Annotated in this window: 22 protein-coding genes and 2 pseudogenes; 7 read left to right on the top strand and 17 right to left on the bottom strand. The window is 44.3% G+C overall.

Translation table 11 applies throughout. The features are described 5' to 3' along the window. Positions 1-147: 147 nt before the first annotated feature. From C400_RS0100480 to C400_RS0100495, 4 genes are all read right to left on the bottom strand, one after another. Positions 148-798, bottom strand: coding sequence for a response regulator (locus C400_RS0100480; RefSeq protein WP_016820417.1), 651 nt, complete (start codon positions 796-798; stop codon positions 148-150). Beyond that, positions 795-2,027, bottom strand: a complete 1,233-nt coding sequence (locus C400_RS0100485; RefSeq protein WP_017425605.1) for a sensor histidine kinase — start codon at positions 2,025-2,027, stop codon at positions 795-797. Before C400_RS0100485 ends, C400_RS0100480 begins: the two co-directional genes overlap by 4 nt. A 252-nt stretch (positions 2,028-2,279) precedes the next feature. Next, positions 2,280-2,450 carry a hypothetical protein gene (locus C400_RS27235; protein WP_013373210.1) on the bottom strand — a complete coding sequence of 57 codons (171 nt, stop codon included), beginning with the start codon at positions 2,448-2,450 and terminating at the stop codon, positions 2,280-2,282. Positions 2,451-2,468: 18 nt separating this feature from the next. Further along, positions 2,469-2,663: an H-type small acid-soluble spore protein gene (locus C400_RS0100495; RefSeq protein ID WP_016820419.1), complete on the bottom strand. Its 195-nt coding sequence runs from the start codon at positions 2,661-2,663 to the stop codon at positions 2,469-2,471. A 237-nt stretch (positions 2,664-2,900) separates the two neighbouring features. Here C400_RS0100495 and C400_RS0100500 point away from each other — a divergent pair, with 237 nt between their 5' ends. Next, the gene (locus C400_RS0100500; protein ID WP_017425606.1) at positions 2,901-4,100 is read left to right on the top strand and encodes a macrolide family glycosyltransferase; all 1,200 of its coding nucleotides are present in this window, start codon (positions 2,901-2,903) and stop codon (positions 4,098-4,100) included. Positions 4,101-4,175: 75 nt separating this feature from the next. Here the strand turns inward: C400_RS0100500 and C400_RS0100505 are convergent, their stop codons facing one another. The 7 genes and pseudogenes from C400_RS0100505 to C400_RS0100530 form a co-directional block, all read right to left on the bottom strand. Beyond that, a complete protein-coding gene (locus C400_RS0100505; RefSeq protein ID WP_017425607.1) occupies positions 4,176-5,639 on the bottom strand; it encodes a glycoside hydrolase family 32 protein in 1,464 nt (487 codons plus the stop codon). Between the two features lie 35 nt (positions 5,640-5,674). Then, positions 5,675-6,502, bottom strand: a complete 828-nt coding sequence (locus C400_RS0100510; protein ID WP_017425608.1) for a carbohydrate ABC transporter permease — start codon at positions 6,500-6,502, stop codon at positions 5,675-5,677. Then, positions 6,502-7,386: a carbohydrate ABC transporter permease gene (locus C400_RS0100515; RefSeq protein ID WP_017425609.1), complete on the bottom strand. Its 885-nt coding sequence runs from the start codon at positions 7,384-7,386 to the stop codon at positions 6,502-6,504. Before C400_RS0100515 ends, C400_RS0100510 begins: the two co-directional genes overlap by 1 nt. Before the next feature lie 60 nt (positions 7,387-7,446). Continuing rightward, a complete protein-coding gene (locus tag C400_RS0100520; protein WP_017425610.1) occupies positions 7,447-8,772 on the bottom strand; it encodes an ABC transporter substrate-binding protein in 1,326 nt (441 codons plus the stop codon). A gap of 164 nt (positions 8,773-8,936) precedes the next feature. Beyond that, the gene (locus C400_RS0100525) at positions 8,937-9,941 is read right to left on the bottom strand and encodes a LacI family DNA-binding transcriptional regulator (RefSeq protein WP_017425611.1); all 1,005 of its coding nucleotides are present in this window, start codon (positions 9,939-9,941) and stop codon (positions 8,937-8,939) included. A gap of 131 nt (positions 9,942-10,072) precedes the next feature. After that, positions 10,073-10,231: pseudogene (locus tag C400_RS26495) on the bottom strand (SUMF1/EgtB/PvdO family nonheme iron enzyme); the annotation flags it as partial. A 103-nt stretch (positions 10,232-10,334) separates the two neighbouring features. Further along, on the bottom strand, positions 10,335-10,973 hold the full coding sequence (locus tag C400_RS0100530; RefSeq protein ID WP_017425612.1) for a glycoside hydrolase family 11 protein: 639 nt from the start codon (positions 10,971-10,973) through the stop codon (positions 10,335-10,337). A 335-nt stretch (positions 10,974-11,308) separates the two neighbouring features. Here C400_RS0100530 and C400_RS0100535 point away from each other — a divergent pair, with 335 nt between their 5' ends. Next, positions 11,309-11,917 carry a class I SAM-dependent methyltransferase gene (locus C400_RS0100535; RefSeq protein ID WP_017425613.1) on the top strand — a complete coding sequence of 203 codons (609 nt, stop codon included), beginning with the start codon at positions 11,309-11,311 and terminating at the stop codon, positions 11,915-11,917. Further along, positions 11,892-12,149 carry a response regulator transcription factor gene (locus tag C400_RS0100540; RefSeq protein WP_016820428.1) on the top strand — a complete coding sequence of 86 codons (258 nt, stop codon included), beginning with the start codon at positions 11,892-11,894 and terminating at the stop codon, positions 12,147-12,149. The genes C400_RS0100535 and C400_RS0100540 overlap by 26 nt, the downstream gene beginning before the upstream one ends. An 84-nt stretch (positions 12,150-12,233) precedes the next feature. Here C400_RS0100540 and C400_RS0100545 read toward each other — a convergent pair whose 3' ends face one another. The 3 genes from C400_RS0100545 to C400_RS0100555 all read right to left on the bottom strand — a co-directional run bounded on the left by C400_RS0100545 (position 12,234) and on the right by C400_RS0100555 (position 14,792). Further along, a complete protein-coding gene (locus C400_RS0100545; RefSeq protein WP_017425614.1) occupies positions 12,234-12,926 on the bottom strand; it encodes a polysaccharide deacetylase family protein in 693 nt (230 codons plus the stop codon). Between the two features lie 45 nt (positions 12,927-12,971). Then, entirely contained in the window at positions 12,972-14,141 is a 1,170-nt protein-coding gene (locus tag C400_RS0100550; RefSeq protein WP_016820430.1) for an MGDG synthase family glycosyltransferase, read from the bottom strand. A gap of 69 nt (positions 14,142-14,210) precedes the next feature. After that, on the bottom strand, positions 14,211-14,792 hold the full coding sequence (locus C400_RS0100555) for a DedA family protein (protein ID WP_016820431.1): 582 nt from the start codon (positions 14,790-14,792) through the stop codon (positions 14,211-14,213). A 274-nt stretch (positions 14,793-15,066) separates the two neighbouring features. Between C400_RS0100555 and C400_RS0100560 the strand changes: the two genes are divergently transcribed. From C400_RS0100560 to C400_RS0100570, 3 genes are all read left to right on the top strand, one after another. Then, positions 15,067-15,633 (top strand): class I SAM-dependent methyltransferase, encoded by a 567-nt coding sequence (locus C400_RS0100560; RefSeq protein ID WP_016820432.1) that lies wholly within the window; start codon positions 15,067-15,069, stop codon positions 15,631-15,633. Positions 15,634-15,729: 96 nt separating this feature from the next. Beyond that, positions 15,730-16,410, top strand: coding sequence for a response regulator transcription factor (locus tag C400_RS0100565; RefSeq protein WP_017425615.1), 681 nt, complete (start codon positions 15,730-15,732; stop codon positions 16,408-16,410). Positions 16,411-16,541: 131 nt separating this feature from the next. Continuing rightward, on the top strand, positions 16,542-17,507 hold the full coding sequence (locus tag C400_RS0100570) for a sensor histidine kinase (RefSeq protein ID WP_232795289.1): 966 nt from the start codon (positions 16,542-16,544) through the stop codon (positions 17,505-17,507). A 103-nt stretch (positions 17,508-17,610) separates the two neighbouring features. Here C400_RS0100570 and C400_RS0100575 read toward each other — a convergent pair. Together C400_RS0100575 and C400_RS26075 are read right to left on the bottom strand one after the other, a co-directional pair. Continuing rightward, positions 17,611-18,592 (bottom strand): annotated as a pseudogene (locus C400_RS0100575) (aldo/keto reductase). 116 nt (positions 18,593-18,708) lie between these two features. Then, complete coding sequence (locus C400_RS26075; protein WP_017425619.1) at positions 18,709-19,311, bottom strand: NAD-dependent epimerase/dehydratase family protein; 603 nt, start codon at positions 19,309-19,311, stop codon at positions 18,709-18,711. Between the two features lie 960 nt (positions 19,312-20,271). On the opposite strand from C400_RS26075, the gene C400_RS0100585 reads away from it, so the two are divergent. Beyond that, positions 20,272-20,595: a hypothetical protein gene (locus C400_RS0100585; RefSeq protein ID WP_128574124.1), complete on the top strand. Its 324-nt coding sequence runs from the start codon at positions 20,272-20,274 to the stop codon at positions 20,593-20,595. A gap of 446 nt (positions 20,596-21,041) precedes the next feature. On the opposite strand, the gene C400_RS0100590 is transcribed toward C400_RS0100585, so the two are convergent. Continuing rightward, positions 21,042-24,580, bottom strand: a 3,539-nt coding sequence (locus tag C400_RS0100590; protein ID WP_026065334.1) for a non-ribosomal peptide synthetase, incomplete at its 5' end; no start/stop codon positions are given.

Genomic DNA, 24,580 nt, shown 5'->3' on the forward strand with positions numbered 1-24,580 from the left:
AAGGTGCTATCAGCAACCCGTGGGTCAAGTAAACTTTTTCATTTCTTGTTTCATGTTATAACAATGAACACACAAAAAAATCGTACAAAGGGGCAAGCACCTTATGTACGACTGGGCAATGAAATAACATATATTTAGTTAACATCTCTAAAGCTGTAAAATACCACGCTCCAACGAAACAGCAACGGCTTCGGATCTAGAATCAACACCAAGCTTGTTATAAATATTCGTTAAATGCGCTTTGACGGTACGCTCGGAAATTCCCATATCAAAGGCAATTTCTTTGCTTTTAAAACCGTGTGCAACCGACTTTAATATGTGCCTTTCCTTATCAGTAAGAACTAAGCTGCTTTCGTGCGGCTCTGGCTTGGCTTCTTTCTTATTCGTTGCAGCGAACACCCTAGCTGTTATTTCTGGCTGAAGCAACGTTTCGCCTCTAAGTGCTGACTCAATCGTGCGAAATAAGTTTTCCCGACTGGTATCTTTTAATAAATATCCCTTTGCCCCTAAAGAAAGTCCTTTAATCATGAGATCATCTTCGTTATAGGTAGTCAGGATAATGACTGGCGTTTCATTTTGTTTTTCTCTGAGGGCTTTCATAGTTTCCAAACCACTCATTTGTGGCATATATAAATCCAACAATATGACATCCGGTTGGAGTTCTTCGATCAGTTTAAGAGCTGTTGTACCTTCTCCGGCTTCACCAATAACTTCATAGCTGTCATTGGTCTCCAACACCAGCTTTAACCCTTCTCTAACGACCCAATGATCATCGACGATTAAAATCTTGTATTTCATGATAGGTCTCCTTTAGTAAGAGGCGCCTCTATTTTTATAGCTGTACCTTCTTGAACTATACTGTTGATATTTATGTTTCCACCCAGCATCCGTACACGTTCATGCATACCTATAATTCCGTAATGTCCTGTCTGCTTGGCAATAATATCCTTATCAAATCCTTTGCCATCATCGCGAATCTCGATTTCAATCTTGCCTTCGTTATCTAAAATATGAATCCATACGGTATTCGCATGTGAATGCTTCGCTACATTGGTTAAACATTCGCTTATTATAAACAATCCATGTTCGAACAACAGTCTGGGGACGGAAGCTTTAATTTTGATGTTGCGTATTACTCGAATGCTCGTAGCCATAGTAAATCGCTGTATTTCTTCCTCCACGGCCTCTGCAAAATCAACCTCCGAGATGGTTTTCGAACGCAGATTGTCTATAGCTCGTCTCGAATCAGACAATGTTCTTCGCACTTGTGACATCGATTGTTGGACGATCTCCTGAGCCCTTTGCGTACTTCCTTTTGTCAGATGAGCATCAATGGCTTCAAGCTGCATGATTAGCCCAGCAAGCCCTTGAGCCAGCGTATCATGCAGATCACGAGCCATACGTTGTCGTTCATTGGCAATTGTAAGTTCTTCCACCTTTTGATGTGCGGCTTCAAGCTCTTTCAGAACATTTTGCGTGCGGATTCGTGCTTTGACTTGTTTGAGAAAAAGAACCGCATAAGCTACTATAACAACGACAATTAGAAAAAATAGCGGGATGAACAACACAAATTGCCTGCCCTCATTGTGAGAGACCACAGCCACACAAAAAAGCACATAGGAGATCAAAAATACAAGAATAACCTTGAGCGGCTTATAATAAATACCTATACTCTGACCCACCAAAACGGGCATTAGCCCCACCAGTACTATGGAGAAACTGTCAGGTAGAAGAAATGCACTTGCAAAGATCAAGCCCCCTTGTACAACAAAATAAGCCCATGAAAAATATTTTGCAACTCTATGAGCATGCAAGTACAAGAGGATGTGCAATATGATGATTACAGTAAACAAGGAACTTTGCAGCAGATATAAACCACCGAACAAATGTTGAAGAATGACAGACTCACTATAAATTATAAAAATCCATATAATAGTTAATATTTTCGAAATGTCCTTGTTCTCAACTTCACCTGCACTTATTTCCGGATCTAGATTTTGAACCTGTACATTGAATTCATCGTTCATAATTCCCTCCTACAATTCTGAATTCATGCTTTTCAACTTATTAGAGACAATGCCGCTATGAGCAGCTGGTCCATTTCGTTTGAACAGAAATCATGTATAACTTATTTTACAAAAAAACGAAAAGAAAAAAACGTACACACGGGCAGCTTCACTTGTACGTTTGGGCATTGAATACTTTTTGTTCGATACGATCCAATTATACGTCATATAAAAAGCACGCAACAGGTTATCCTGTGCGCGCTTGTCCACTCCCTATTCTTCTTCCAACTCATCTGGTACATCATATTTATTGATATGCGAGGTCATTGCTGCAACAGCTTCGCTGGCATCTGTTGTGGCCGGTACTTCTCTGACCACATCGTCCGTCTGATCACGAAAATTCAAACGATCTGCCTCGATTTCTTTCTGTTGATTGGGTTTCACTTTTCATATCGCTCCTTTCTATTCAAGGGTTTGATCTCGTTCTGTTAACGCGTACAAAGGCACTTCCCGTTCCTCTTCCGGATTGTTCAGCGCATAGATTCGTGCCGTCTCACGTTGTTCGTTCACATGCTGAATGTAGATGGGTAACCCATCGCACAACACATTTGCCATGATGGAAGAGGACGCTATTTCTTGTGCTCTTTGGACATTCATTTAGAAAAAACCTCCCTCGCTAAATAGGTTCGTCTTTACTATGCACGAGGTAAATATTTGTTATACACATTTCATGCCAACATGTCCTTGTCTTATTCTTTTGAATTATGTTGACTGTTTTAAAACGCAATTATGAAAGGATATCATTTGAAAAAATAAATATTATTGTTATTATGGATTGAGAGATTCAGTTAAAACTGCATCTTAAATGAAAGAGAAGGAAAGGAGTAAGGATGGATGTTAAATGTATTAATGGTTAATTTTCCGGCAGAAGGACATGTAAACCCCACGCTTGGGATCACACAAGCCTTTGCAGCACGAGGGGACCAGGTTCATTACATTACAACTGAGAAATACAAGAATAGACTCGAAGCAGTTGGAGCGAAGGTTCACCTGCATCCTGATCTGGTCAGGACTGCTTCCATTGATACCAACACTCCGGCAGGACTGAACGCATTTTTGAATATTCATATCCAGACTTCGATGGACATCTTAGCCATCACTCAGGAGCTGTCCGAGCGTATTCAATTTGACTTGGTGTTCTATGATCGATTCGGAGCTGGTGAATTAGTAAGAGATTATTTGAATATTCCAGGCATTTCTTCATCCCCATCTTTTCTCATTTCAAATCATCTGATGGCTGCCAATCTCTTCCGCTCCGACGCTAAAGTACCGTTTCAGCCTGATGAACAAGTCACATCTTCACTGCATCTCATGAAAGAAAGGTTCGGTGTTGCTCCCAAAGAGCTGGTTCAATTTATGAACAATTCAGGAGCTTTGAATGTCGTATATACGAGCAGATATTTTCAACCGAATGGTGGACAATTTGGGGACGAGCATCTTTTTATTGGCCCCAGCTTCCCGGAGCGCAAAAGAGAAAATTCATTCCCGCTAGACAGACTACAGGGTAAAAAGGTTTTGTATATTTCGATGGGAACTGTTCTAGACCATACTGAGGACTTTTTTAACACCTGCATTGAGGCTTTTTCCGATTTTGAAGGCATCGTCGTGATTGCGGCTGGCGAAAAAGCTAACTTTACGAAAATTAATCCTGCCCCTGAGCACTTTATCATCTCACCCTATGTACCTCAATTGGAGGTATTACGTCATACAGATGTCTTTATTACTCATGGTGGAATGAACAGTGTGAATGAAGGAATTCACTTTAATGTCCCCTTGGTGGTGCTGCCTCAGGACAAAGATCAGCCCATGGTCGCACAGCGATTAACTGAACTTCAGGCTGGCTATCGAATAACTAAAGATCAAATCAATGCACAATCGTTAAGAGATGCCGTACGTGAGGTCGTGTCAAACGCAGCGTATAAAGAGGGCGTACAAAAAATTAATGAAAGCTTCCAGCAATCCGGCGGTACAGAAGAAGCCCTCACCAAAATTGATGCTTATCTTGATGCTTATCTGCAAAATAAGCGCGCCTAAAATTACACAAGCAAAATGGCCACAAAAAACAGGAACCTGACCATCAACGGTCAGGCTCCTGTTTGTCATGCGATTCTATGTGAGAATATCCCATTTCTGGAACGAGGCCAACGTACATTTTCCGCTTGCAAATGCACGAATACCTGTTGATTCCATTCCGGGATACACTCTTCCTGTGAGGACGTATTCACCGTCACCGATGAATATTTCCACAGAGCTTTTATCGACGAAAATCCGAAGCTCCAAACGTCCCTCTTGTAAGCCCAAGGGTACTCTTCTCTCTCCGCCCGGTCCGATACCGGCACGCTCACGGTTAAAACGGAACAGACCGTCATCGGGACGATACGACAGTACCGTCTCCTCTTCGTCGCCCACTCTCAGCTTCAAGCCGAATTCCTCCGTATGGCCAGCCTCGAACTCAAATACCGCCTTCAGCTCGTAGCTATCTCCGGACGTTTCCATAATATGCTCGCCTGTCAGTAAGATATCATGCTGCTCGAACAGATTGGATCGGTAATTCTCCACCTCTTCAAGCGGACGGAACAGCAATCTGTCGTGGTCGATCACCGCTTCCCGCGGAAGACTCATCGCCCCAGCCCAATGGTGCCCCTGCTGGGTCGGCATCTCCGACTCCCACATATCCATCCATCCGATGATAATACGCCGCCCTTGATCATCCAAGGTTGACTGCGGGGCATAGAAATCGAATCCGTGATCTACCTGAGCATACCGCTCTGCCGTAAATGTTCCAGCCTCCGCATTGAAATCACCTATACCGTACATGGTGGAATGCAGATTACGGTATGCTTCTCCCTGAGCAGGCATGCGCTGTGGAGATAGCATGAATACGTGCCGATCGCCGAGCGGGAACAAATCCGGACACTCCCAATTATCGCCGTAGCGTCCGTCACTCACAGCCAGCACATTGACATACGTCCAGTTTCTCAAGTCTTTAGATCGGTAAAGCAGTACAAGCCCGTTCCCTTGGGCATCATTAGATCCAAGCACGACGTAGTAATGATCTTCGTGCCTGAACACCTTGGGATCACGAAAATCTTTGCGGCTGACCCTGTCCGGTATGGCGTCATAACCGATGACCGGGTTGCCCTCCCACTTATCGAAGGTTACCCCGTCTTCTGATACTGCAATCCCCTGCGACTGCTTGTAATCCTTATCTTTGTCGGGCCCGGTTACAACATGTCCGGTATACATCAGGACAAGCTTCCCGTCCTGCTCAACCGCACTGCCGGAGAAGCAGCCATCCTGGTCGAACTCACTGTCTGGAGCCAAAGCAACCGGTAGATAGTCCCACTTCATAAGATCGCGGCTGACTGCGTGTCCCCAGTGCATCGGTCCCCACACCGATTTATACGGATAATGTTGATAGAACAAGTGATACTGCCCGTTATATTGAATGAAACCGTTCGGATCATTCATCCAGCCAAATTCAGCCATTAAATGATAGTTCAGCCGATAATCCGGCCGAAGCATATGCTTGGATTGGGAAATAAATTGATCAGCATTTTCTCTCGTATACACTCTAGTATGTTTGATAAGGCATCCTACTCCTACAGTTATTTAATCGAACCTTGCATAACACCCTGAATAATATATTTTTGGGCGAACAAATAGATGATAATGATCGGAAATATCGTGAGTACCAAACTTGCCATCAATGGCCCATAATCCACTGTGTAGGTTCCATAAAAGTTGTATGTGGACAATGGAAGCGTCCTTTGCTCGGGATCGACCAGAATGAGCGATGGCAGCAGAAAATCATTCCATATCCACAGTACATTGAGAATGGAAATAGTGGCCGTCGTAGGCATCAATACCGGAAACACGATTCGGAAGAAGGTTTGAATCCGCGTGCAGCCGTCAATCAGCGCCGCTTCCTCCAGTTCCTTCGGAATACTCTTTACAAATCCATGATAAATGAAGACGGCCAGCGAGCTACCAAAACCGATATACATGTAAATCAGCGACCATTTGCTGTTCAGCAGATCAAGTGAGCCGTAAATTTTCACCAATGGAATCATGATGGCCTGGAATGGAATAATCATGGAAGCTACCATCAGCATAAATGTATATTGGTTGAACTTGGTATTATTTCTGACAAAATAATGAGCCGTCATCGCCGCGAACAGGGAGATAAACAAGACACTTAACACCGTTATGACCAATGAGTTAGTGAAGGCAGTGATATAATTCATTTTATCAAATGCATTCATATAGTTGCCCATATTGAAGCTCTCTGGTAGCGATAACGGATTCGAAGTGATGTCTATATTATCCTTGAACGAATTAATCAGCAGAAAGACGAACGGTACGATGAACAATATGAGTATGATCGTCAGCACAATGAATTTGATCATGGAGGAAGCGATTTTTTTGCTTGCCATTACGCCTCCACCTCCAACTTCTTGCTAAAATAAACCTGGAGCAGAGTGATGAGAGCAACCATCAGGAACAGTACGAATGCTTCTGCCTGTCCCACACCATAATCACGGGAAAGGAATGCCTTTTCATACACATGCATCGACACCATTTGAGTACTACTGAACGGTCCGCCTTTCGTGAGCGCGAGGTTGACGTCATAGACCATAAACCCACGCTGCAGGGACAAAAATATACATACGATGAAAGAAGGAACCATCAAGGGCAGCACCATTTTCCGCAGTCTGGTCCAGCTGTTCGCCCCATCAATGCTTGCAGCCTCCATAATATCATTCGGTACACCCGTCAATCCTGCAATATAAATGACCATCATGTAACCCGCGTTCTGCCACACGGTTACAATCACGAGTGTCCAGAACGCTTTGTCAGGATCAGCCAGCCAAGTCGTGCTGAGCGCCTGAATATCGGCATGTTGCCCCAAATAGACCAGCACGTTGTTGAAGATGAACTGCCAGATAAAACCGAGTACAATGCCGCCGACAAGGTTGGGCAGGAAAAATCCTGCCCGGAAAATACTCTGTCCTTTTAACCCTTTAGTCAGAACATAAGCCAGCATAAAAGCGATGACATTGATAAGAACAACGGTATAAAATACATATTTGAGCGTCAAGGCGAACGATTTCCAAAACTCAATATCCCGAAAAACGGCCAGATAGTTTTGGATGCCAACCAGCGTTAGTGTCGTGGAAATACCATCCCAATTTGTGAACGTCAGATAAATGCCGTACAAAAATGGAATGATCATTACCGTTATGAAGGCAAACAAGGTTGGTCCGGTGAACAGCAGCCGTGACCGTAGCCGGTTCCATACTCCTTTTTCCGCAATCATGGTGATCCCTCTCTTTGTTTCGGATTTCTCTCTCTATTTCCGGGTAATTTGAAATAAGCCTTATTTTACGCTTTTCCAGTAGTTTTCGATTTCCTTAGCCAGTGTTGCGCGATCGCCCTGCTTCGCCAGATATTTTTGCATGGAAGATCCTAGCTTAGACCAGTGATCGGCCGGCAGCAAGCTCATCGACTGCTCTGACTTGCCTTTTGCAATATAATCCTGAATGGATTTGCCAAGTGGATCGGCCGCAGGCAGTGTAATATTTTTGAACGCTGGGATAATGTTCGCTTTGTTTACGAGGAAATCCTGGCCTTTCGCATCATAGACGATCCAGCTCAGGAACTTCTTCGCTGCCTCTTGCTGCTCCGGCGTACTCTTCTCCTTGTCAATGACAATACGCTTGGAAACAGCGGATGAAATTTCCTGATTGCCGTAGTCATCAGCATTGTTGCTGATGGGTACAGGCAAGAAACCATATTCTTTGTTAGCCGTATCAAAACCGCTGATTTGCGGCCATGCCCAGTTGCCCATGAACCAAATACCAACTTCGCCTTTACCAAGCAGTTCTGGTCCACGCTCATAAGCGCCTGCCAGTGGGGAAGCCTGATCGATATTGTATTTCATCATGACGTCGAATGTATCCATAAGTCCGTTAAATACTGGATTGGTAGCCAAGTTAGCCTGGCCCGCTTTCAGTGATGCCATAAATTTGTCCACTTCAGCCATGTCTTTGTTCTGGCCTGCATAAGCAAGTGGCAAATAATGAGCGCCTAGGGACCAATCCATTGGTGAAATCACCAATGCTTTCTTCCCAGATGCCTCGATTTGCTGAAACAGCTTTTCAAGATCATTTCGGGTTTTAATTGTGGTGGGGTCAAAGCTTCCGCCTACCGCTTTATCAACAACCGCTTTGTTATAGATGAATCCGTAGCCTTCAACAGCCAGCGGAAACGCGTAATTTTTACCGTCAAACGTCGTCGTTGTGGTAGCGTTTTCAACAGTGTCCGCATTCCACTTTTCTCCGCTTAGATCGAGGATACGATCCTTGAATTTCTCCACATCACCTGTATCAAGCATGATCATGGTCGGCGGGTTTCCGGATGCATACAATGCAGAGGCACGCTCAAAAGGCGATCCACCGGCCGGAACCGGCTGGATTTCAACAGTAATGCCGGGATTGTCTTTCTGGAACGCCTTGGCGGCATCCTCCAGTTGTGAAAGGATTTCACCCTTAGAGTTCAAAAGTGTAATTTTCACATTTCCTGAATCCGCTGATCCCCCTCCAGAAGCTGAATTGCCTTCTCCTCCGGAGCTGCCGCATGCAGACACCACCATAACCAAAAGAAGCAGCATTACCATCCATTGAACTCTTTTGAATTTCCTCACTGTTGTCATCCCCCTATTTCTGTAATGGCTCTGAACGCTTAAATAAAACGCTTACAAACGGATTATATGTCAAAGAATCATTCTATGTCAATCGTTTGACATGTTAAACCTTTAACATTCTCTAAAAAAAAATCTGTTCCCCTTGTTAGAGGAACAGATTTCATTCAGGTCGTTGCACGCTCAATCAGTTCAACAGGCAGCCGATTAACAGGCTGTACCTGCTCTCCCTCTGCCTGTCTACGAATCAGCTCGACCGCCAACCTGCCGATCTCTGCAATTGGCTGTCTTACCGATGTAAGTTCAGGCGTCAGCCAGGAAGCAGCGCTCACGTCATCGAAGCCTACAATACGCACATTCTCCGGTACATGCCGTCCGGCGCGGATATATTCTTTCAGCGCAAAGGCTGCAATAATATCGCTTGTTGCAAACACCCCATCCACATCTGGATGTTCATGAACGAGTTTGGAAATCAATCGCTCGTACTCCTTTTGGTCGAACACATTCAGGTCTGTTTGAACGATTACATGCTCGACACTATTCCTGTTCACGACATCCCGGAAAGCTGTGGTCCGCTCATTGGACAGCATGTTCAGCTCCAGATTTCCACATATATGCGCAATTTTCCGGCACCCTTTGCGAATGAGCAGTTCCGTAGCCAGCTCACCTCCGCGATAATTGTCCGAAGATATGTACGGGATTTGTGGATCAATCTGTCTGTCAAATGTCACAATTGGTGAATTCAAATGTCGGTACTCTTCTACTTCCAAGGTATGGCTGCCCATAATGATGCCGTCTACCCGGTTTCGTTTTAACATATCGATATACACTTTTTCCTTCACAGGGTCCATATGCGAATTGCAGAGTAGAACCTTGCACCCCTGCTGATAGGCATAATACTCCACCTGGTTAGCAAGCTCACTAAAGAAAGGATGCGAGACATTGGGAATAATAAGACCGATGATATTGGACTGCTTGCGTAGCAGGGATCGTGCTATTTCATTTGGTTGATAATTAAGCTCTTCCATTGCATCGAACACTTTTTTGCGTGTAGCTTCGCTGATATAGCCCCGGTTATTCATTACACGGGATACTGTAGTGACCGACACGCCCGCTTTTAACGCCACATCATGAATTGTTGCCATATGAACCTCTTTCCGAGCAAAATACATACATATAAACTATACCCCCTCCTCATCTTTTCGACAACCTTAGGTATTATGTGCTTCTCAGACATGAAAACAGCGACAGTTGAGAACTCGTCCTCAACTGTCGCTGTTTCATTAACTACCGTATCCCTTTAGTCTCCGTAACAATCCCAACACCATTCCTTTACATTGCCAGACATATCGCAAATTCCTAACTCGTTGGGTTTTCGTGTACCGATCGATTTTGTTTTATTATTGTTGCTCTCTATGATAGCCCAGTTCCAGTTTCCAGATAAGTATTTGTCTCCGGCGTTATTACCTTGTTTATGTTGTAATACGGTTATGTGCCCTCATCCTGCTTTCCCCGTGATGAAATGCCAATCGCTCCCGTTCGTTGAACCGTTTGCAGTTGAGTGGTTACCACACCGTTACGTTAGAGCTTCCACTACTCTGATATCCTTCTGTTGCTAACACTTGGTAAGACCAGTTGTTCCCCAGATGCATTCCTTTGCTCGCCCATGCGTTCACGTGGTTGCTGAAAGTGATCGTGGAGTTGCCCCCGGTCGGTCTCTTCGTCTGTCGAACACTCCAGTACTGAATAAACGTCGTTTTTTGGCCTTCAATGGAAGGGGCGTCGTATCGCATTGTTGTGTAGATGTCATATGTGCCTCCATCACTGGTCACCGTACCTTTATACGTTCCGGTAGGTCGATAAGTTCCCCAGCTATCCACGACGTAGTATTCGATAAGTGAGTTTCTCGTCCACCCGTAGAGAGCCAAATATCCATTACCAGACGGCGCCCAGACACCGGCATTGTAGTTAATCGTTCTGTTGGGCGATCCAGTAGTCCAGCCTTTACCGACAACAAAATTCCCGGTATCCTTCCATGTTACGCTGTAATTACCGCCTGATCCATTAACAGCATTGACCGTCCCACCGCCATCGGTCCAATTTTGCCAATAGTCTGTCGCTGCACTTGAGGTTGTTGCAAACACCCCAAAACTCATGGAAGCTGCAAGAACTACTGTTAACATTTTCTTACTAAACTTAAACATACTTTACCTCCTGAAATTTTTATATTTGCATTCTACACCTGCTTTTCAGTCGATTCTCTGTTGCAGTACATCGCTTATGTGTACCATATTCCGTGTTTTCTTACTTTCACCTCCTTTCTAAGTAAAATTATATAATGATAGCGTCTACATAAAAACTCGACAAATTAAACATTAAACTCTATTATGTTTAGATTTCCTTAAGTTTTATAGAGCCCGTCGAGCGTATACCAGGGTTTCTTTCTTCAGATTTTCTTTAGATATATCCTCGTAAAATCCTTAGATTTTTTCGTTACTATTTTTATATCGAAACGAAAAAAATAGGGAGAAAATAAATCATGGAGAAGAAACAAATGAATTTCAATGAATATCTACTTTTTTTGCAAGGTTTCCTCACAAATCCACAACGAGTGGGAAGCCTTATACCTAGCTCTCGATTTTTGGCAGCTAAAGTAGTTGAGTCTGTACCCTGGGATGAGGTAAAGACAGTTGCAGAGCTTGGGTCAGGTACAGGTGCTATCACACGTTGCATGAAGACACAATTAACTGGATCAACAAAAGTGTTATTGTTCGAAAGAGATAAGAAAATGAGAGAAAATCTGAAGGCAGAATACCCGGATTTCGTGTGCCATTCTAATGCTTGCCAATTAGTTAAAAAATTAAATCACGATGACATCGGCCAGCTGGACTGCATTATTAGCGGATTATCATTTTCTAATTTCACGAGTGAAATGCGAGAAACTTTACTTAATCAGATTATGAATGCACTAAAACCTGGAGGAATTTTTGTTGCTTTTCAGTACTCGTTACAAATGAAAAAAAGATTTGCCGAAGACTTAACTATTGAAAAAATTGAGTTCGTGCCCTTCAATTTCCCTCCTGCTTTTGTATATATCTGTCGCAAAAAAGAGGTGCCATGTAATGGATACAATACTTGTTGTAGCTGACGATTCAGAGATTCAAGACGTTTTTCATGCATATTTGCGCAATGAGGGATACTTTGTCATAAAAGTTGCAGATGGTCTGGAAGCGCTAAATCTAGTAAAATCAATCTCTTTCGAACTGGTCATCCTAGATATTAAGATGCTACGAACGGATAGTATCCAGGCCTGTATTAAAATATGGAAAATGTCTGACACCCCTATGGTCCTCATCAAAGACCTAAGTAAAAAAACTTAAGCCCGAACAAAATATGTTCCTGGCTTAAGTTTTATTTTAGAACCTTTCGATTCAATTTTTCTCGAACTCATGTACTTAGCCCGTTTAACGATCAGCATCTACTCTATGAAAGGAATACCCTGTATATAATGCTTCAGTGATAAATTCATTTAGTGCCTCCAACATATATGCAGGTGCCTCCCTGTCTGCTCCGAACGTCTGTCCACTATCATGAAGAACAATGACAGCTCCCCCCTTTAACTTGGACAGCAGCCTTTGCTTAATTTTTTGCTTGCCGCCAGAGCTTTTCCAATCACCTACAATAACAGACCAAAGAATCATACGAAATTTCCTCATCAAAAAAAAGTCAAACAGGTTGATAACTCCCCATGGGGGCCGATAGTAAAAGGTTCTTTTCCCAATAATACGATCAATGACGTTGGCCGTTTTGTTTACCTGCTCTCGAACCTTCTTTGGACTCATCAAGGCATTGGACCAACGCACGTAATTGTGAATTCCAACAAGATGTCCCTCACTGTGCATTCGTTGGATTAGATCGGGATATTGCTCTGCTTTTCGACCAAGGACAAAAAAGGTTACCTTGATGTTGTGCTTCTTTAATAAATCAAGCAAAAGAGGCGTATATTCTGGGTCTGGACCGTCATCAAAGGTCAAAGCAATGGGCTGCTTGCTCGTTCCTCTTTTATAAACCCCGATTCCAAATAGTCGAACCATAAGGGTTGGAATAATCGTGTAGATGAGTAATCCACTGATGATAATTATGAATGTCTGCTCCATAATCCTGCTCCTTTTTAACAGTAATGAATCAATGCTTGTCTTTCTTTAGGAGCATATATTTATTCCATTGACTCTATTGTTCATTTTCACAATTCCAAAAATAACTTCTAATGACGCAAACGCGGACTCTTTAGGATGGAACCGTTTAGTATTTGTCTTCATTTCCTGAAGAAGTTTTGCATCATTTAGCAATTTCGATAGCCGCTTTGTTAAATCCCGAGATGTCTCTGCATGAATGGCTACACCGGAGCGAACTAAAAAATCGGCATTATCCTGTTCTTGACCAGGAATTGGCTTACAAAGTAGCATCGGCAGTTCCATAGCAATCGCCTCAAAAGTCGTAACTCCTCCTGGCTTAGTAATCATAATGTCAGATACGGCCATTAATTCATGAACATAATGAATATAACCTGTTAAATGGATGCGATGTTTGGAACCTTTCAGCTTCTCACTCAATTTAATTCGAAGCTTTTCATTATGCCCACAAACAATGATGAATTGTACAGGTTGAGGCAATTGATCAAATTCCTGAATCGTAGAGCTCCCATCGCCAATCATGCCGCAACCTCCTCCCATCACAAGCACAGTAGGCATATAAGGATCTAAACCATGCTTCTTTGCCGTTTTCACTCTTTCCATGGACTTAGAAAATTGCGGCCGAATAGGAATTCCTGTATCCGAAATCTGCGTCTCTTCAACACCTAACTGAATCAAAGAATCACGAACAATTTTGGAGCCTACGATATATTGATCGGTATAGGGATAGATCCATGAGCTATGATCGGTGTGATCGGTAATCGTAGTAACAGTAGGAATATCGATTAATCCATATGATTTTAGCTTCGACATCACGCCTGCGGCCAAAGGAAATGTACTTATTACTATAGTGGGTTGTACTTTACCAATTAATTTCATCATTCGTCCGATTCCAGTAGAGAAGACGATTTTTACGATATGGGATAGAGCGTTTGGCTTCCGTGTTTTCTGATATAGATATCCATACACTTGGGGAAATGTTTTGACGGCTTGCAGATAAAGCAATCGACTCCAATGATTCACATAGGGATGAATCCATTCCATAAAATCAATAACGACAGGTTCCATATGAGGAAACCGAATCTGCACTGCATCTTGCAGTGCTTGGGCTACTTGATTATGACCATTTCCATAATTTCCGGTAAGAATCAATATTTTTTCTTTCTTTACTTTTTTCATTGGTTACAGTTCTCCTTATAACGTTTCAAAAAATCAAACCATGTTGTCTTATTTATTTCATTTATCGTCTCATGCAGTAAAGATCAACTTGAACCACTTCGTTATGATAAAAGTGCCAACGGCTATTATTAGGGCAGCCACGGCTAATTTAGGATCGATTGTATCTAGCAAATTTAATATATGATGTCCAAAGAATTTGCCAAAAGCAAAGAATGTAGTGGTCCAAGCAAACGCGCTCAAATACGAAATCAAAGCAAACTTCTTGTACGAGACACCGTTGAGACCAACAAACACAGGCAGAATATACCGAACGACTGGAATTAACATTCCAAGACACATTGCAATATCTCCGTGTTGTTCAAAAAGTTTCTCTGCTTTCAAGAAATGACGGTTGTTTTGAAACTTTGGTTTGAATTTCTCTCCAAAAATTCTGCCTGCAAAATAAGCAAATGTAATTGCTACAAACAAACCAGCGAGAATAACCATATATACAATCCACGGGTTTAAAACTCCGTTGTTACTCAAAATTCTACCTGTTAGTATAGTTAACTCATTAGGAACCGGAATCCCAAATGGGCCTAGGCAGAAGGCTAGGAAAAAAAACAAATATCCATAATGATCGACTAGCTGTAAGACAATATCGCTAATCATGTTCTAACCTCCTCGTTATGTCGATGAGAGTATATTAGTATAAAAATCTTAGGAGATTATAGGGATATTTCTAAAGAAATTCTAAAGTAATTAACTGTTTCTTCTTATAAAAAAGCCTTACCAACTTGATTGGTAAGGCTTTTTGGGTTGGATGACATAGACTTTAAGCCTTCCATAGATGAATTCTTTAGATTTTCTTTAGAAATATACTCATAAATTCCTTAGTTTTTTTCAATATGATTTGTGTATATAAACCGTAATGGAGGATAATCGGTTGAAACTCAATGAAAATCTTTTATTTTTGCGAAGCTTTATTCACAGTCCAAAAAATGTGGGAAGTGTTATACCAAGCTCCCGGTTTCTGGCGACCAAAATGGTTAAACAAGCGCCTTGGAACGAGGTTAGGGCAGTCGCAGAGCTCGGTTCGGGTACTGGTGCCATCACACGTTGTATCAATACCCAGGTAAGTGAGGCAACAAAAGTGTTATTATTTGAGATGGATGAGACGATGAGGAATAATTTACAGACAGAATATCCAGACTTCTCCTGTCATCCGAACGCTGCACGTTTAGTAGACGCAATGAAGCAAGAGAACATTCAACAGTTGGATTGTATTTTTAGCGGGCTACCTTTTTTTAATTTTGAGCGTGAATTGAGAGATACTTTGGTTGAACAGATTTATAAAGCTCTCAAACCTGGAGGCCTATTTATCGCCTTTCAATATTCACTTCAAATGAAAAAGCAGCTTTCCGAAAAATTTATCATCGAAAAAATTGATTGGGTGCCTCTCAATATCCCTCCTGCTTTCGTTTACGTTTGTCGTAAAAGGGAAACGATGTAAACGGTGGAATGAACGTGGGCTAATTATGGATAACAATTTAATATGGCACCTTAAATCTCTTAAATCTACCAATTTTTAAAAAAGGAGCAGTCAGTAATGAATACAATCCTTGTTGTGGATGATGACTCCGAAATTCGAGATGTCATTCATGTATATCTACGCAATGAAGGATACCAGGTGATTGAAGCGGCTGACGGGGAGGAAGCTCTGAATGCTATAAAGAAAACATCAATTCATCTGGTTATCCTAGATGTCATGATGCCACGAATGGACGGGATCAAAGCATGTCTTAAAATAAGGGAAATCTCGAATATTCCGATTATCATGCTATCAGCCAAAGAAGAAGATATTGATAAAATCAATGGGCTGACTACCGGGGCCGATGACTACATGATCAAACCGTTTAATCCGTTAGAATTGCTTGCTCGCGTAAAAGCGCAGCTACGGCGTCAGTCATTAATAGGAAAAGAAGAATTTAATTCGCTTATCCTTATTAAGGACCTGGTGATTGATAAGAGTAAACATTCGGTAAAGTTAAAGGGGAATGAAATTTCGCTGACTCCTCTAGAGTTTTCTATCCTGATCTTGCTTGCCAGCCACCCTGGACAGGTTTTTAGTTCAGAGCACATTTACGAAAATGTATGGAAAGCGCCATACGGGTTCTCTGACAATACGGTGATGGTTCATATTCGTAATTTACGAGAAAAATTAGAGCAATTCCCAAGAAATCCACAATATATTAAAACGGTGTGGGGAGTTGGCTACAAAATTGAATGAACATATACAAAAGCCAAAACGAAAAAAAACGCATCCAGGTCAACATTTTAATCAGGATGGTGCTGAGTCTCATTATCGCTATTGCTATAAATGATATTCTCATTTTACTTTTCCTGAAAATTAGCAATGTCATGGAATGGCATTGGTTTCGCAATTTTTTTCCTTATCTTCTTACCCCCTTGTTTATGGTTACGTTTATCTTTACTTTTTTAGTTTTGACACGACGAATCGTTAGAGACTTAATTACATTGGAGCAAGGGCTTCAATTTATTTCTGAAGGCAATTTACATTATCGGGTACCTGTGGTTCGGCAAGATGAACTTGGACGGGTCGCGCACAACATCAATCGAATGACCGAACGTTTAGAGCAGCAGATTGTAAAAGAACGTGAAATAGAAAAATCCAAGATGGAGCTGATCACTGGTATTTCACATGACTTGCGTACGCCTCTGACCAGCATTATCGGCTATATCGAGCTTTTAAGAACAGACTCATATCAAGATAAAGATGAATATACGCGCTTTGTTCAGAACACCTATAACAAAGCGATTCATTTGAAGAAGTTGCTGGATGACTTGTTTGAATATACACGGCTCACTTCGGTCGATACCCATTTAAATCTGAGAAGGATCAATTTATTTCAACTTTTGGATCAATTGTTGTTCGAGTTCGAACCCATTGCTCAAGAAAACGGTGTATATATCGTAAAGGATATCGGTGACTCCTCGATCATTACCTCCGTTGACAGCGATAAAATGGCCAGAGCAATCGATAATCTTCTCATGAACGCCTTAAAATATTCCTTAAAGCCGGGACGCATTTGCATTCGACTACAAGCAACTCCTGAGCAAATTACGATTGAGGTCGAAAATGAAGGAATTCCTCTCACGCAAGATCAAAAAGAGAAGCTGTTTGACCGTTTTTATAAAGTTGACCACTCAAGAAGCAGCGAAGGTATCCAAACAGGAGCAGGGCTAGGACTTTCCATAGCAAGGAATATTGTTGAGTTACATCAAGGCACCTTAACGCTCAATCACACCAATAACACATTTATATTTCAGTTGAACTTACCTACAGATAGAAGCTCCAGTTCATAATCACTAAAAAGCATGAAAAAGCGGATGGATATTCAAATGGGAACATGTTTAATTGCACTTGGCGTATTCTTATAAACTAAAATTATTGCAACATCGATATCCTTTACAGATCAACATCATCCATACTTAAATGACCAGCTCCAAAAGCAATCCCTTTAGGAGCAACTTCATCAATACGCTTCAAATCTGCTGGTGTCAGGACAACGTCAACCGCGCCAACATTCTCCTCCAAGTATTTTCTACGCTTGGTTCCAGGAATCGAGAAGATGTCATCTCTCTGTGCCGTCAACCAGGGCCAATGCCAACTGGGATGGCGTAATATCTTTCTCTGTTGCTATTTCTTTTACACGATGCACAAGATCCAAATTTTTATTGAAATTATCTCCCTGGAACCGAGGAGAAAGTCATCTTACATCGTCTTCAGCCAAGTCTTCTAGTTTTTGAATTTGACCTGTTAGAAATCCGTATCCCAATGGACTAAAAGCGCCAAAACCAATCTCAAGTTCGCGACACAACGCCAAAATACCATCTTCTACATCGCGAGACCAAAGAGAGTATTCCGACTGCAAAGCTGTAATCGGATGTATCGCCTGTGCCCGCCGAATTTCTTCTTCGGTCGCTTCAGATAATCCAATATATCGCACTTTACCCTCACGTACCAATTCAGACATTGCGCCAACTGTTTCTTCAATCGGAGTATTAGGATCTACCCGATGCACGTAGTACAAATCGATATAGTCGGTACCTAAATGATGAAGGCTGGCAGCGCATGCTTCTTTTACATAGTCGGCCCGACCGTTTAAACCTACAAATTTACCACCTTCACTGCGTACATTCCCAAATTTGGTGGACAGGATCCCTTCACTACGTCGCCCTTTCAATGCTTTTGCAAGAAGTTATTCATTTTTCCCGAGACCGTACATATCTGCTGTATCCAGCATATTTATGCCAAGTTCAATCGCTCTGTGTATTGTACGGATCGATTCATTATCATCGCATCCGCTATAAAATTCTGACATTCCCAAGCAACCAAATCCAAGAGCCGATACTTCCAAATCACTTTTACCTAATTTTCTATACTTCACACGTTTCACACCTTTCTATTTTTATATTAAATGGAGTCGTAGTTCTTTCGAAAACTATCAATTAGTAAAAATCATTATTCTAGCAATTACAGTTTGATCTATTTAAAGTTGCGATATCATTTCAACGCTTTAGTAAACCATGCATCTTCAGCAACATAGTCGAAGAGATGCTGATACGTTTGAACTAATAGTGGAAAGGCTTCCTGCCAGTCGTGTCGAGCTAATTGTTCTACTAACCACTCTACCATCTCTTGCAGTCTTTTATCGTAATTCTCCACTGGGCGATAACCTAATTCCTTTTCAGCAGCAACCATATCGCAGATCACCGGATGTTCAATCATCCAAGAGGTCTTGCCCACGTATGACTCCGTCGATGGCCCATCAATTAAGATAGTCTCTGGTGCTTCAACATCCATGATGGCGTCGATGGCCATTCCAATCTCAGCTACGGTTGGCACCTCAGGATCACAGGCATTGAGCACCCTGGAACCCGGTCGCTTTGCCGCCAGCCGGATCAGTTCTGCAAGAGTACTAACGCTCACCCGATGGAACAGACCCTCACCACCAAAATCAAGCACTCGCTTCCGTCGCCCATCCAGGTTACGTTTGACGAAGAATAACTCGTAAGGGAAAGAGCTATATGGTCCATATACCGCACCTGCACGCAACACTGTGATTGGTAGACGGTCTACAAAATATTTAAATGCAAGTTGAGTCAAAATTTCATGTATCTTCTTTCGTGTTATCGTGGAGGTGTAAAAAAAGTAGCTCTAAATGACTAAGATAGAGAATCAGATCACATAAACTTTATTTGAGTAGACATTTCATAAACATTGATTTGACAACAGAATGAACGAAATGTTTGTTTATCTTAATTCTATTGAACGTGCTTTTATGCTAAAACAGGGAATGCAGCTGTAAATATGAAGCACAATTCTGTCGAGAACAGGAATTATCGCATCAATCGGTATTGGCCCAAACAACTTTATCAGTAAAGTGATTCAGGATACCAAAGCGTAATACACAGTTATTGCCGAGAACCGATGTTCAACAAGGAGGGTACGAAGTATTACCATATTTTTGTACTACCAATGCTCATTATGACAAATCGCGTACAATAAAAAATAGAAGTAGAGCGTTGTTAATAGAAGATGTGCCAAATACTTTGCACGTAATGGGCTCTACTTACCATTTAGCGCTCGTATACCTTTTAACCTCTATATAACGTCCCTACAAGGGTTATTATCAGTCACTGTTTTAGTGCACAACTTTATTGTATTTGAACAGAACTAAAAAAAAACGGTCATCCTAAACTAGGACAACCGGTTTCTGGAACTAAGGAACCAACTATAATGTAACTGAGCAAGTGAATGTCAGGCGATAAACACGAAAAATAAAAAGTCTGAAACCACCACAAATTACCATAAAAAGAAAGTTGGAAACTTGTACTATTACGATAATATAATTTTCATAACCATTTCCTCAATATACTGAATGTCGCATATAACGTGCTTAAATGATCAAATTTCTTTTTCAAAGAATCTCCAATAATCTGTCTATCTTTAGTCCATTGTCCATATATTTGAACTAACCGCCCTGTAGTTCGTGAGAGTTCAAGAAGTATATCTCGTCCGAGCAATAACGATCAAATGCTTTGTCCACGTAACCGCGGTCAACACGTGGGTGATTCCGGCATCTTCGATAAGGTCATCCATCTGTGTCCGGTCATTTTTCTTGGCTGTCGTAATGGTTGCCTTCTCTGGCAGGACCTCATGAGCATCTGCAAAAGCAAGGCGGAGGTGAAGCTTTATACCAGCCTTGGTCTTGCGAAAGTCGGCCCACTTCTACCTCCGCAAGCAAAGAGCAACGGTGGCAGAGTCGATAATCCGGAGTGCTTTGTGGTCTGCTATCAAACAGCCATGCCTAGACAAAATCTGCATAGCCAGCCGCTCGAAAACCTGCTGGAGCAGGTCCTAATCCACCTGATTATGCTTGCGGCATAACTGTGCCGGTGAGATCGATTCCAAGCCTTGCATTCCTGTTGAAATTCCTTACTCGGAACGTCATCGGCTATCTCCCTCAGCCCTTCCTGCGGCCTATTTCGGCCATTGTATTTCGTAACTTTTCCCCTATGAGGTAGTAGTAAACGAGTAGCCGCGGCGCACGTTTTAGACTCGTCTGCAATGATCGGCAATTACTTCTTTTCGTTTTTCGGGTATTCGGATTTTATGGTGAAATTATCTCTGTTTAAATGGTTTGATTCTTAGTATACCAAAGGTAAACTACGATTTCTGTTGTGTTTTGTCGATTTTCCAATAAATCGAAATAGTTACTCAGTGGCACTTGACGTCAGATTCCTGTGGTGGATTTTTCTTTTTCATTTTTAAAAAAACACCCGGCAGGATGCGTGCCGAGAGAAATACGGCATACACCCAAGCCGGGTAAGGGATTAGAAAATAATATCAATGGCCTCTAGCACATCTTGCTCCTGTTCGGATTGCCCGTTCAGGGAAATATCCTTCAACAGCACCGAAGGCTGTTCGCAAATTTGGGTGATGATTACGAGCAGGTCCTGAGCGAAATTGTCGATCAGATTGCGCGTAAACAACTTGGTGGCATATTCAAACTGCCCGTTCATTCCCTCATCCAGCAACGAAATGACCAAGGTAAGATCAAATTGGGAAACCGTATGAGTTTCCGGATAAGATTCGATCTTGATATCCCCGAAGCTTTGAACGTTATCTTCCTTGGTTTCCAAAGCAAACATGACATCGAATACAGGATTGCGGCTTTGATCTCGCGGCGCCTGCAGCTTTTTCACAAGCTCCTCGAACGGATAATCCTGGTGGTCGTAGGCCCCCAGCATCGTTTCTTTGACTTCGTTCAAGTAAGCGAGGAACGCCTTCTCCCCGGACGGATAATGGCGAATCGCCAAAGTGTTGACAAACATTCCGATGAGCGGCTCCAGGTCGGCATGTGTGCGGCCCGAAACCGGCATGCCTACAATGAAGTCTTCTTGTCCCGAGTACTTGCTGAGCAGGATTGAATAGGCCGCCAATAACACCATATAAAGGGTGGCACCGTTCTCATCGGCGATGCGCTGCAAGCTGTCGGTCATCTGCTTGTCGATGCTGAAAGGCAGCACATCTCCCTCAAAGCTGCGAGCGGCAGGTCTGACAAAGTCCGTAGGCAGTTCAAGCGTCGGCAGTTCGCCTTCCAGCACGTCCAGCCAGTAGGCTTCCTGACGTTTCAGCCGCTCTTTTACAGGTTCTGACTGCTGCCAAGCGGCGAATTCCTTGTATTGAATCCGAAGCGGTTCCAGAGTCTCACCGTTATACAGGCGCAGCAGCTCTTCGACGAAGATGCCCATCGACATGCCATCCGTGACGATATGATGAATGTCCAGCATGAGTAGATGCCGTTCCGCTTCCCATTCGACTAAGCCCACACGCAGCAGCGGCGGCCGCTCCAAATCATAGACGCGCACAAAGCCGTCTACGATGCTCTTCGTTTCACTTTCCGTCGCTTTCGTATACTCGACGGCAAACTTCAAGTCCGGATAAATCCGTTGTACCGGTTCGCCGTCGACCATTTCGAAGCCGGTTCGCAAAATTTCGTGACGAGCTATCAATCCATTGAGCGCCGCCTCGAATTGATTCCGTTCCAAGCGCCCGACGAGAACCGTCATGCCGGACATGTTGTAGCTAAGCTCGGCGCCTTCCATCTGCTGCTGGATGTACAGCCGTTTTTGCACGGAGGAAAGCGGATAGTAATCCCTCTTATCCAGAACCGGAATGGAGAGGTGTTCTTGCCGCTCCAATTGGCTGATCGCCTCGGCCATCGCTTCGATGGTCGAGTGCCGGAACACATCGCGCAGTGGCAGGTCCACACTCAGTTCCTTGTGCACCTTGCTGACTAGCGTCGTCGCCCGCAGGGAGTGCCCGCCGAGGTCGAAGAAGTTGTCCGTCACGCCAATCGTGACCGGCCCGAGCACGCCCTGCCAGATGGCGACCAGTTTCGCCTCCAGTTCGGTGCGCGGCGCCACGTATTCGCGGCCTGCGCTTGCTCCCCCTTCCGGCGCCGGCAGCGCCTTCCGGTCGATTTTCCCGTTCGGCGTCAGAGGCAGGCGCTCCAGCTCGACGAAGTACGACGGGATCATGTACCCCGGCAGCTCGCTGGAGATCGCCCGTTTCAGGTCCGCCACCGTCAAGCCTTCTTCCGCTGTATAATAAGCGCACAAAGCTTTCTGACCTTCTTGATCTTCCCTGACGACGACGACCGCTTCCTTCACGCCACCTACACTCAGCAGCTTCGCTTCGACTTCCCCCGTCTCAATCCGGTACCCCCGGATCTTCGCCTGGTTGTCGATCCGGCCGATGAAGTCCACGTTCCCGTCTTCCATCCACCGGGCCAAGTCTCCCGTGCGGTACAACCGCTCGCCCGCGGCGAACGGGCTGTCTACGAACTTCTCTTCCGTCAGCTCCGGACGGTTCAAGTACCCGCGCGCCACTCCGACTCCGCCGATGACCAGCTCGCCCAGCACCCCGACCGGCACCGGATTCAGGTGCGCGTCCACGATGTAGAACTTGGCGTTCAGCCACGCTTTGCCGATCGGCACATTGCCTGTCTGCGGCAGCTTCGCCAGCTCCTCGTCGTAGAAGCTGGAGTCGATCGCCGCTTCCGTCACGCCGTATGCGTTGATGATCCGGAACAACGAGCCGAAGCGTTCCTGCAAGGTCCGGTAATCCGCCACGCTGCAGCTGTCCGAGCTCGTGATCAACAGCTCCATCCCGCTCATATCCAGTTGATGCTCGTGCACGTACTCCAGGAACGGCACGATCAGCGCTGGCGTCGATTCGAAGATCGTCACTTGCTGCTGGCTGATCCAGTAGTGCAGACGAGACGGATCGATCCGGTCGTCCTTCGGCACAATCACCATCGTGCCTCCGTTGTACAGCGTCCGCGCGATATCTCCCACGAACACGTCAAACGAGAAGCTTGCGAGCTGCAGCAGCCGCACCGGGAACTGATTCAACTGGTATTCCCGCCGGTAGCCCGCCGCCGTGTTCACCAGGCTGCGGTGCTCGATCATCACTCCCTTTGGCTTGCCCGTCGTTCCCGACGTGTAGATCACGTACGCCAGGTCCTCCGGACGGCATTCGTGCAAGTGATCATCCGCTTCCAGCGGCGCATTCGCCCGCTCCTCGCTGTACGACGCTTCGTCGTCCAGGTACAGCACCGCCGCCAGCGCCAGCTCCTCTTCGCCGAGCCAGGCCTCGGCACGCTCTCGCAGCGCCGTTTGCGTCAGCAGCACCTTCGCTCCGCTGTCTTCGAGCATGAACCGCACGCGCTCCGCCGGGTAATCCGGGTCGAGCGGCACATACGCCCCGCCCGCTTTCCAGACGGCCAGCACGGCCACCAGCAAGTCCACCGAACGCTCGGCGAGAATGCCGACGATCGTATCCCGGCCGATGCCGCTTGTGCGCAGCGTAGCCGCCAAACTGTTCGCCCGCTCGTTCAGCTCCGCATACGTCAGCTGATCATTCTCATACACGACGGCCGCCGCTTCCGGCGTGCGCTTCGCCTGTTCCTCAAACAGCTGGTGGAACGCGGCCGCAGGAGCCGCTTCCGGCTGCGCCGGGTTAAACGCGCCGAGAATTTGCTCTTTTTCCACCGGTGTCAAAATGCCCAACTCGGCAATCGTCGCCGACGGGTTGCGGAGAATGGATTCAAGCAGCTGCAAGTAGTGAGCGGCCAATTTTTCCACTGTTTCGGTTTTATAAAGAGCAGTGGCGTATTCAAACAGATATTCCAAGCCTTCCTCGATCTCTGTGACGTCCAAGCTGAGATCGAATTTAGAAACAATTTCTTCGCTGGCATACGTCGACAAATGGAGTCCGGGAAGCTGGATTTCCAAATTCTCTGTATTCTGCAAAGCAAACATCGTATCGAACAGCGGATTGCGGCTTAAATCGCGAGCCACATTCA

Origin of the sequence: Paenibacillus sp. ICGEB2008 (genome assembly GCF_000307675.1) — a bacterium.
Classification (GTDB): domain Bacteria; phylum Bacillota; class Bacilli; order Paenibacillales; family Paenibacillaceae; genus Paenibacillus; species Paenibacillus polymyxa.

Coding starts and splice junctions, on each gene's coding strand:
- C400_RS0100480 (WP_016820417.1), bottom strand. CDS start 798: ATGAAATACAAGATTTTAATCGTCGATGATCATTGGGTCGTTAGAGAA.
- C400_RS0100485 (WP_017425605.1), bottom strand. CDS start 2,027: ATGAACGATGAATTCAATGTACAGGTTCAAAATCTAGATCCGGAAATA.
- C400_RS0100495 (WP_016820419.1), bottom strand. CDS start 2,663: ATGAATGTCCAAAGAGCACAAGAAATAGCGTCCTCTTCCATCATGGCA.
- C400_RS0100500 (WP_017425606.1), top strand. CDS start 2,901: ATGTTAAATGTATTAATGGTTAATTTTCCGGCAGAAGGACATGTAAAC.
- C400_RS0100510 (WP_017425608.1), bottom strand. CDS start 6,502: ATGGCAAGCAAAAAAATCGCTTCCTCCATGATCAAATTCATTGTGCTG.
- C400_RS0100515 (WP_017425609.1), bottom strand. CDS start 7,386: ATGATTGCGGAAAAAGGAGTATGGAACCGGCTACGGTCACGGCTGCTG.
- C400_RS0100525 (WP_017425611.1), bottom strand. CDS start 9,941: ATGTATTTTGCTCGGAAAGAGGTTCATATGGCAACAATTCATGATGTG.
- C400_RS0100530 (WP_017425612.1), bottom strand. CDS start 10,973: ATGTTTAAGTTTAGTAAGAAAATGTTAACAGTAGTTCTTGCAGCTTCC.
- C400_RS0100535 (WP_017425613.1), top strand. CDS start 11,309: ATGGAGAAGAAACAAATGAATTTCAATGAATATCTACTTTTTTTGCAA.
- C400_RS0100540 (WP_016820428.1), top strand. CDS start 11,892: ATGGATACAATACTTGTTGTAGCTGACGATTCAGAGATTCAAGACGTT.
- C400_RS0100545 (WP_017425614.1), bottom strand. CDS start 12,926: ATGGAGCAGACATTCATAATTATCATCAGTGGATTACTCATCTACACG.
- C400_RS0100550 (WP_016820430.1), bottom strand. CDS start 14,141: ATGAAAAAAGTAAAGAAAGAAAAAATATTGATTCTTACCGGAAATTAT.
- C400_RS0100555 (WP_016820431.1), bottom strand. CDS start 14,792: ATGATTAGCGATATTGTCTTACAGCTAGTCGATCATTATGGATATTTG.
- C400_RS0100565 (WP_017425615.1), top strand. CDS start 15,730: ATGAATACAATCCTTGTTGTGGATGATGACTCCGAAATTCGAGATGTC.
- C400_RS0100570 (WP_232795289.1), top strand. CDS start 16,542: ATGGAATGGCATTGGTTTCGCAATTTTTTTCCTTATCTTCTTACCCCC.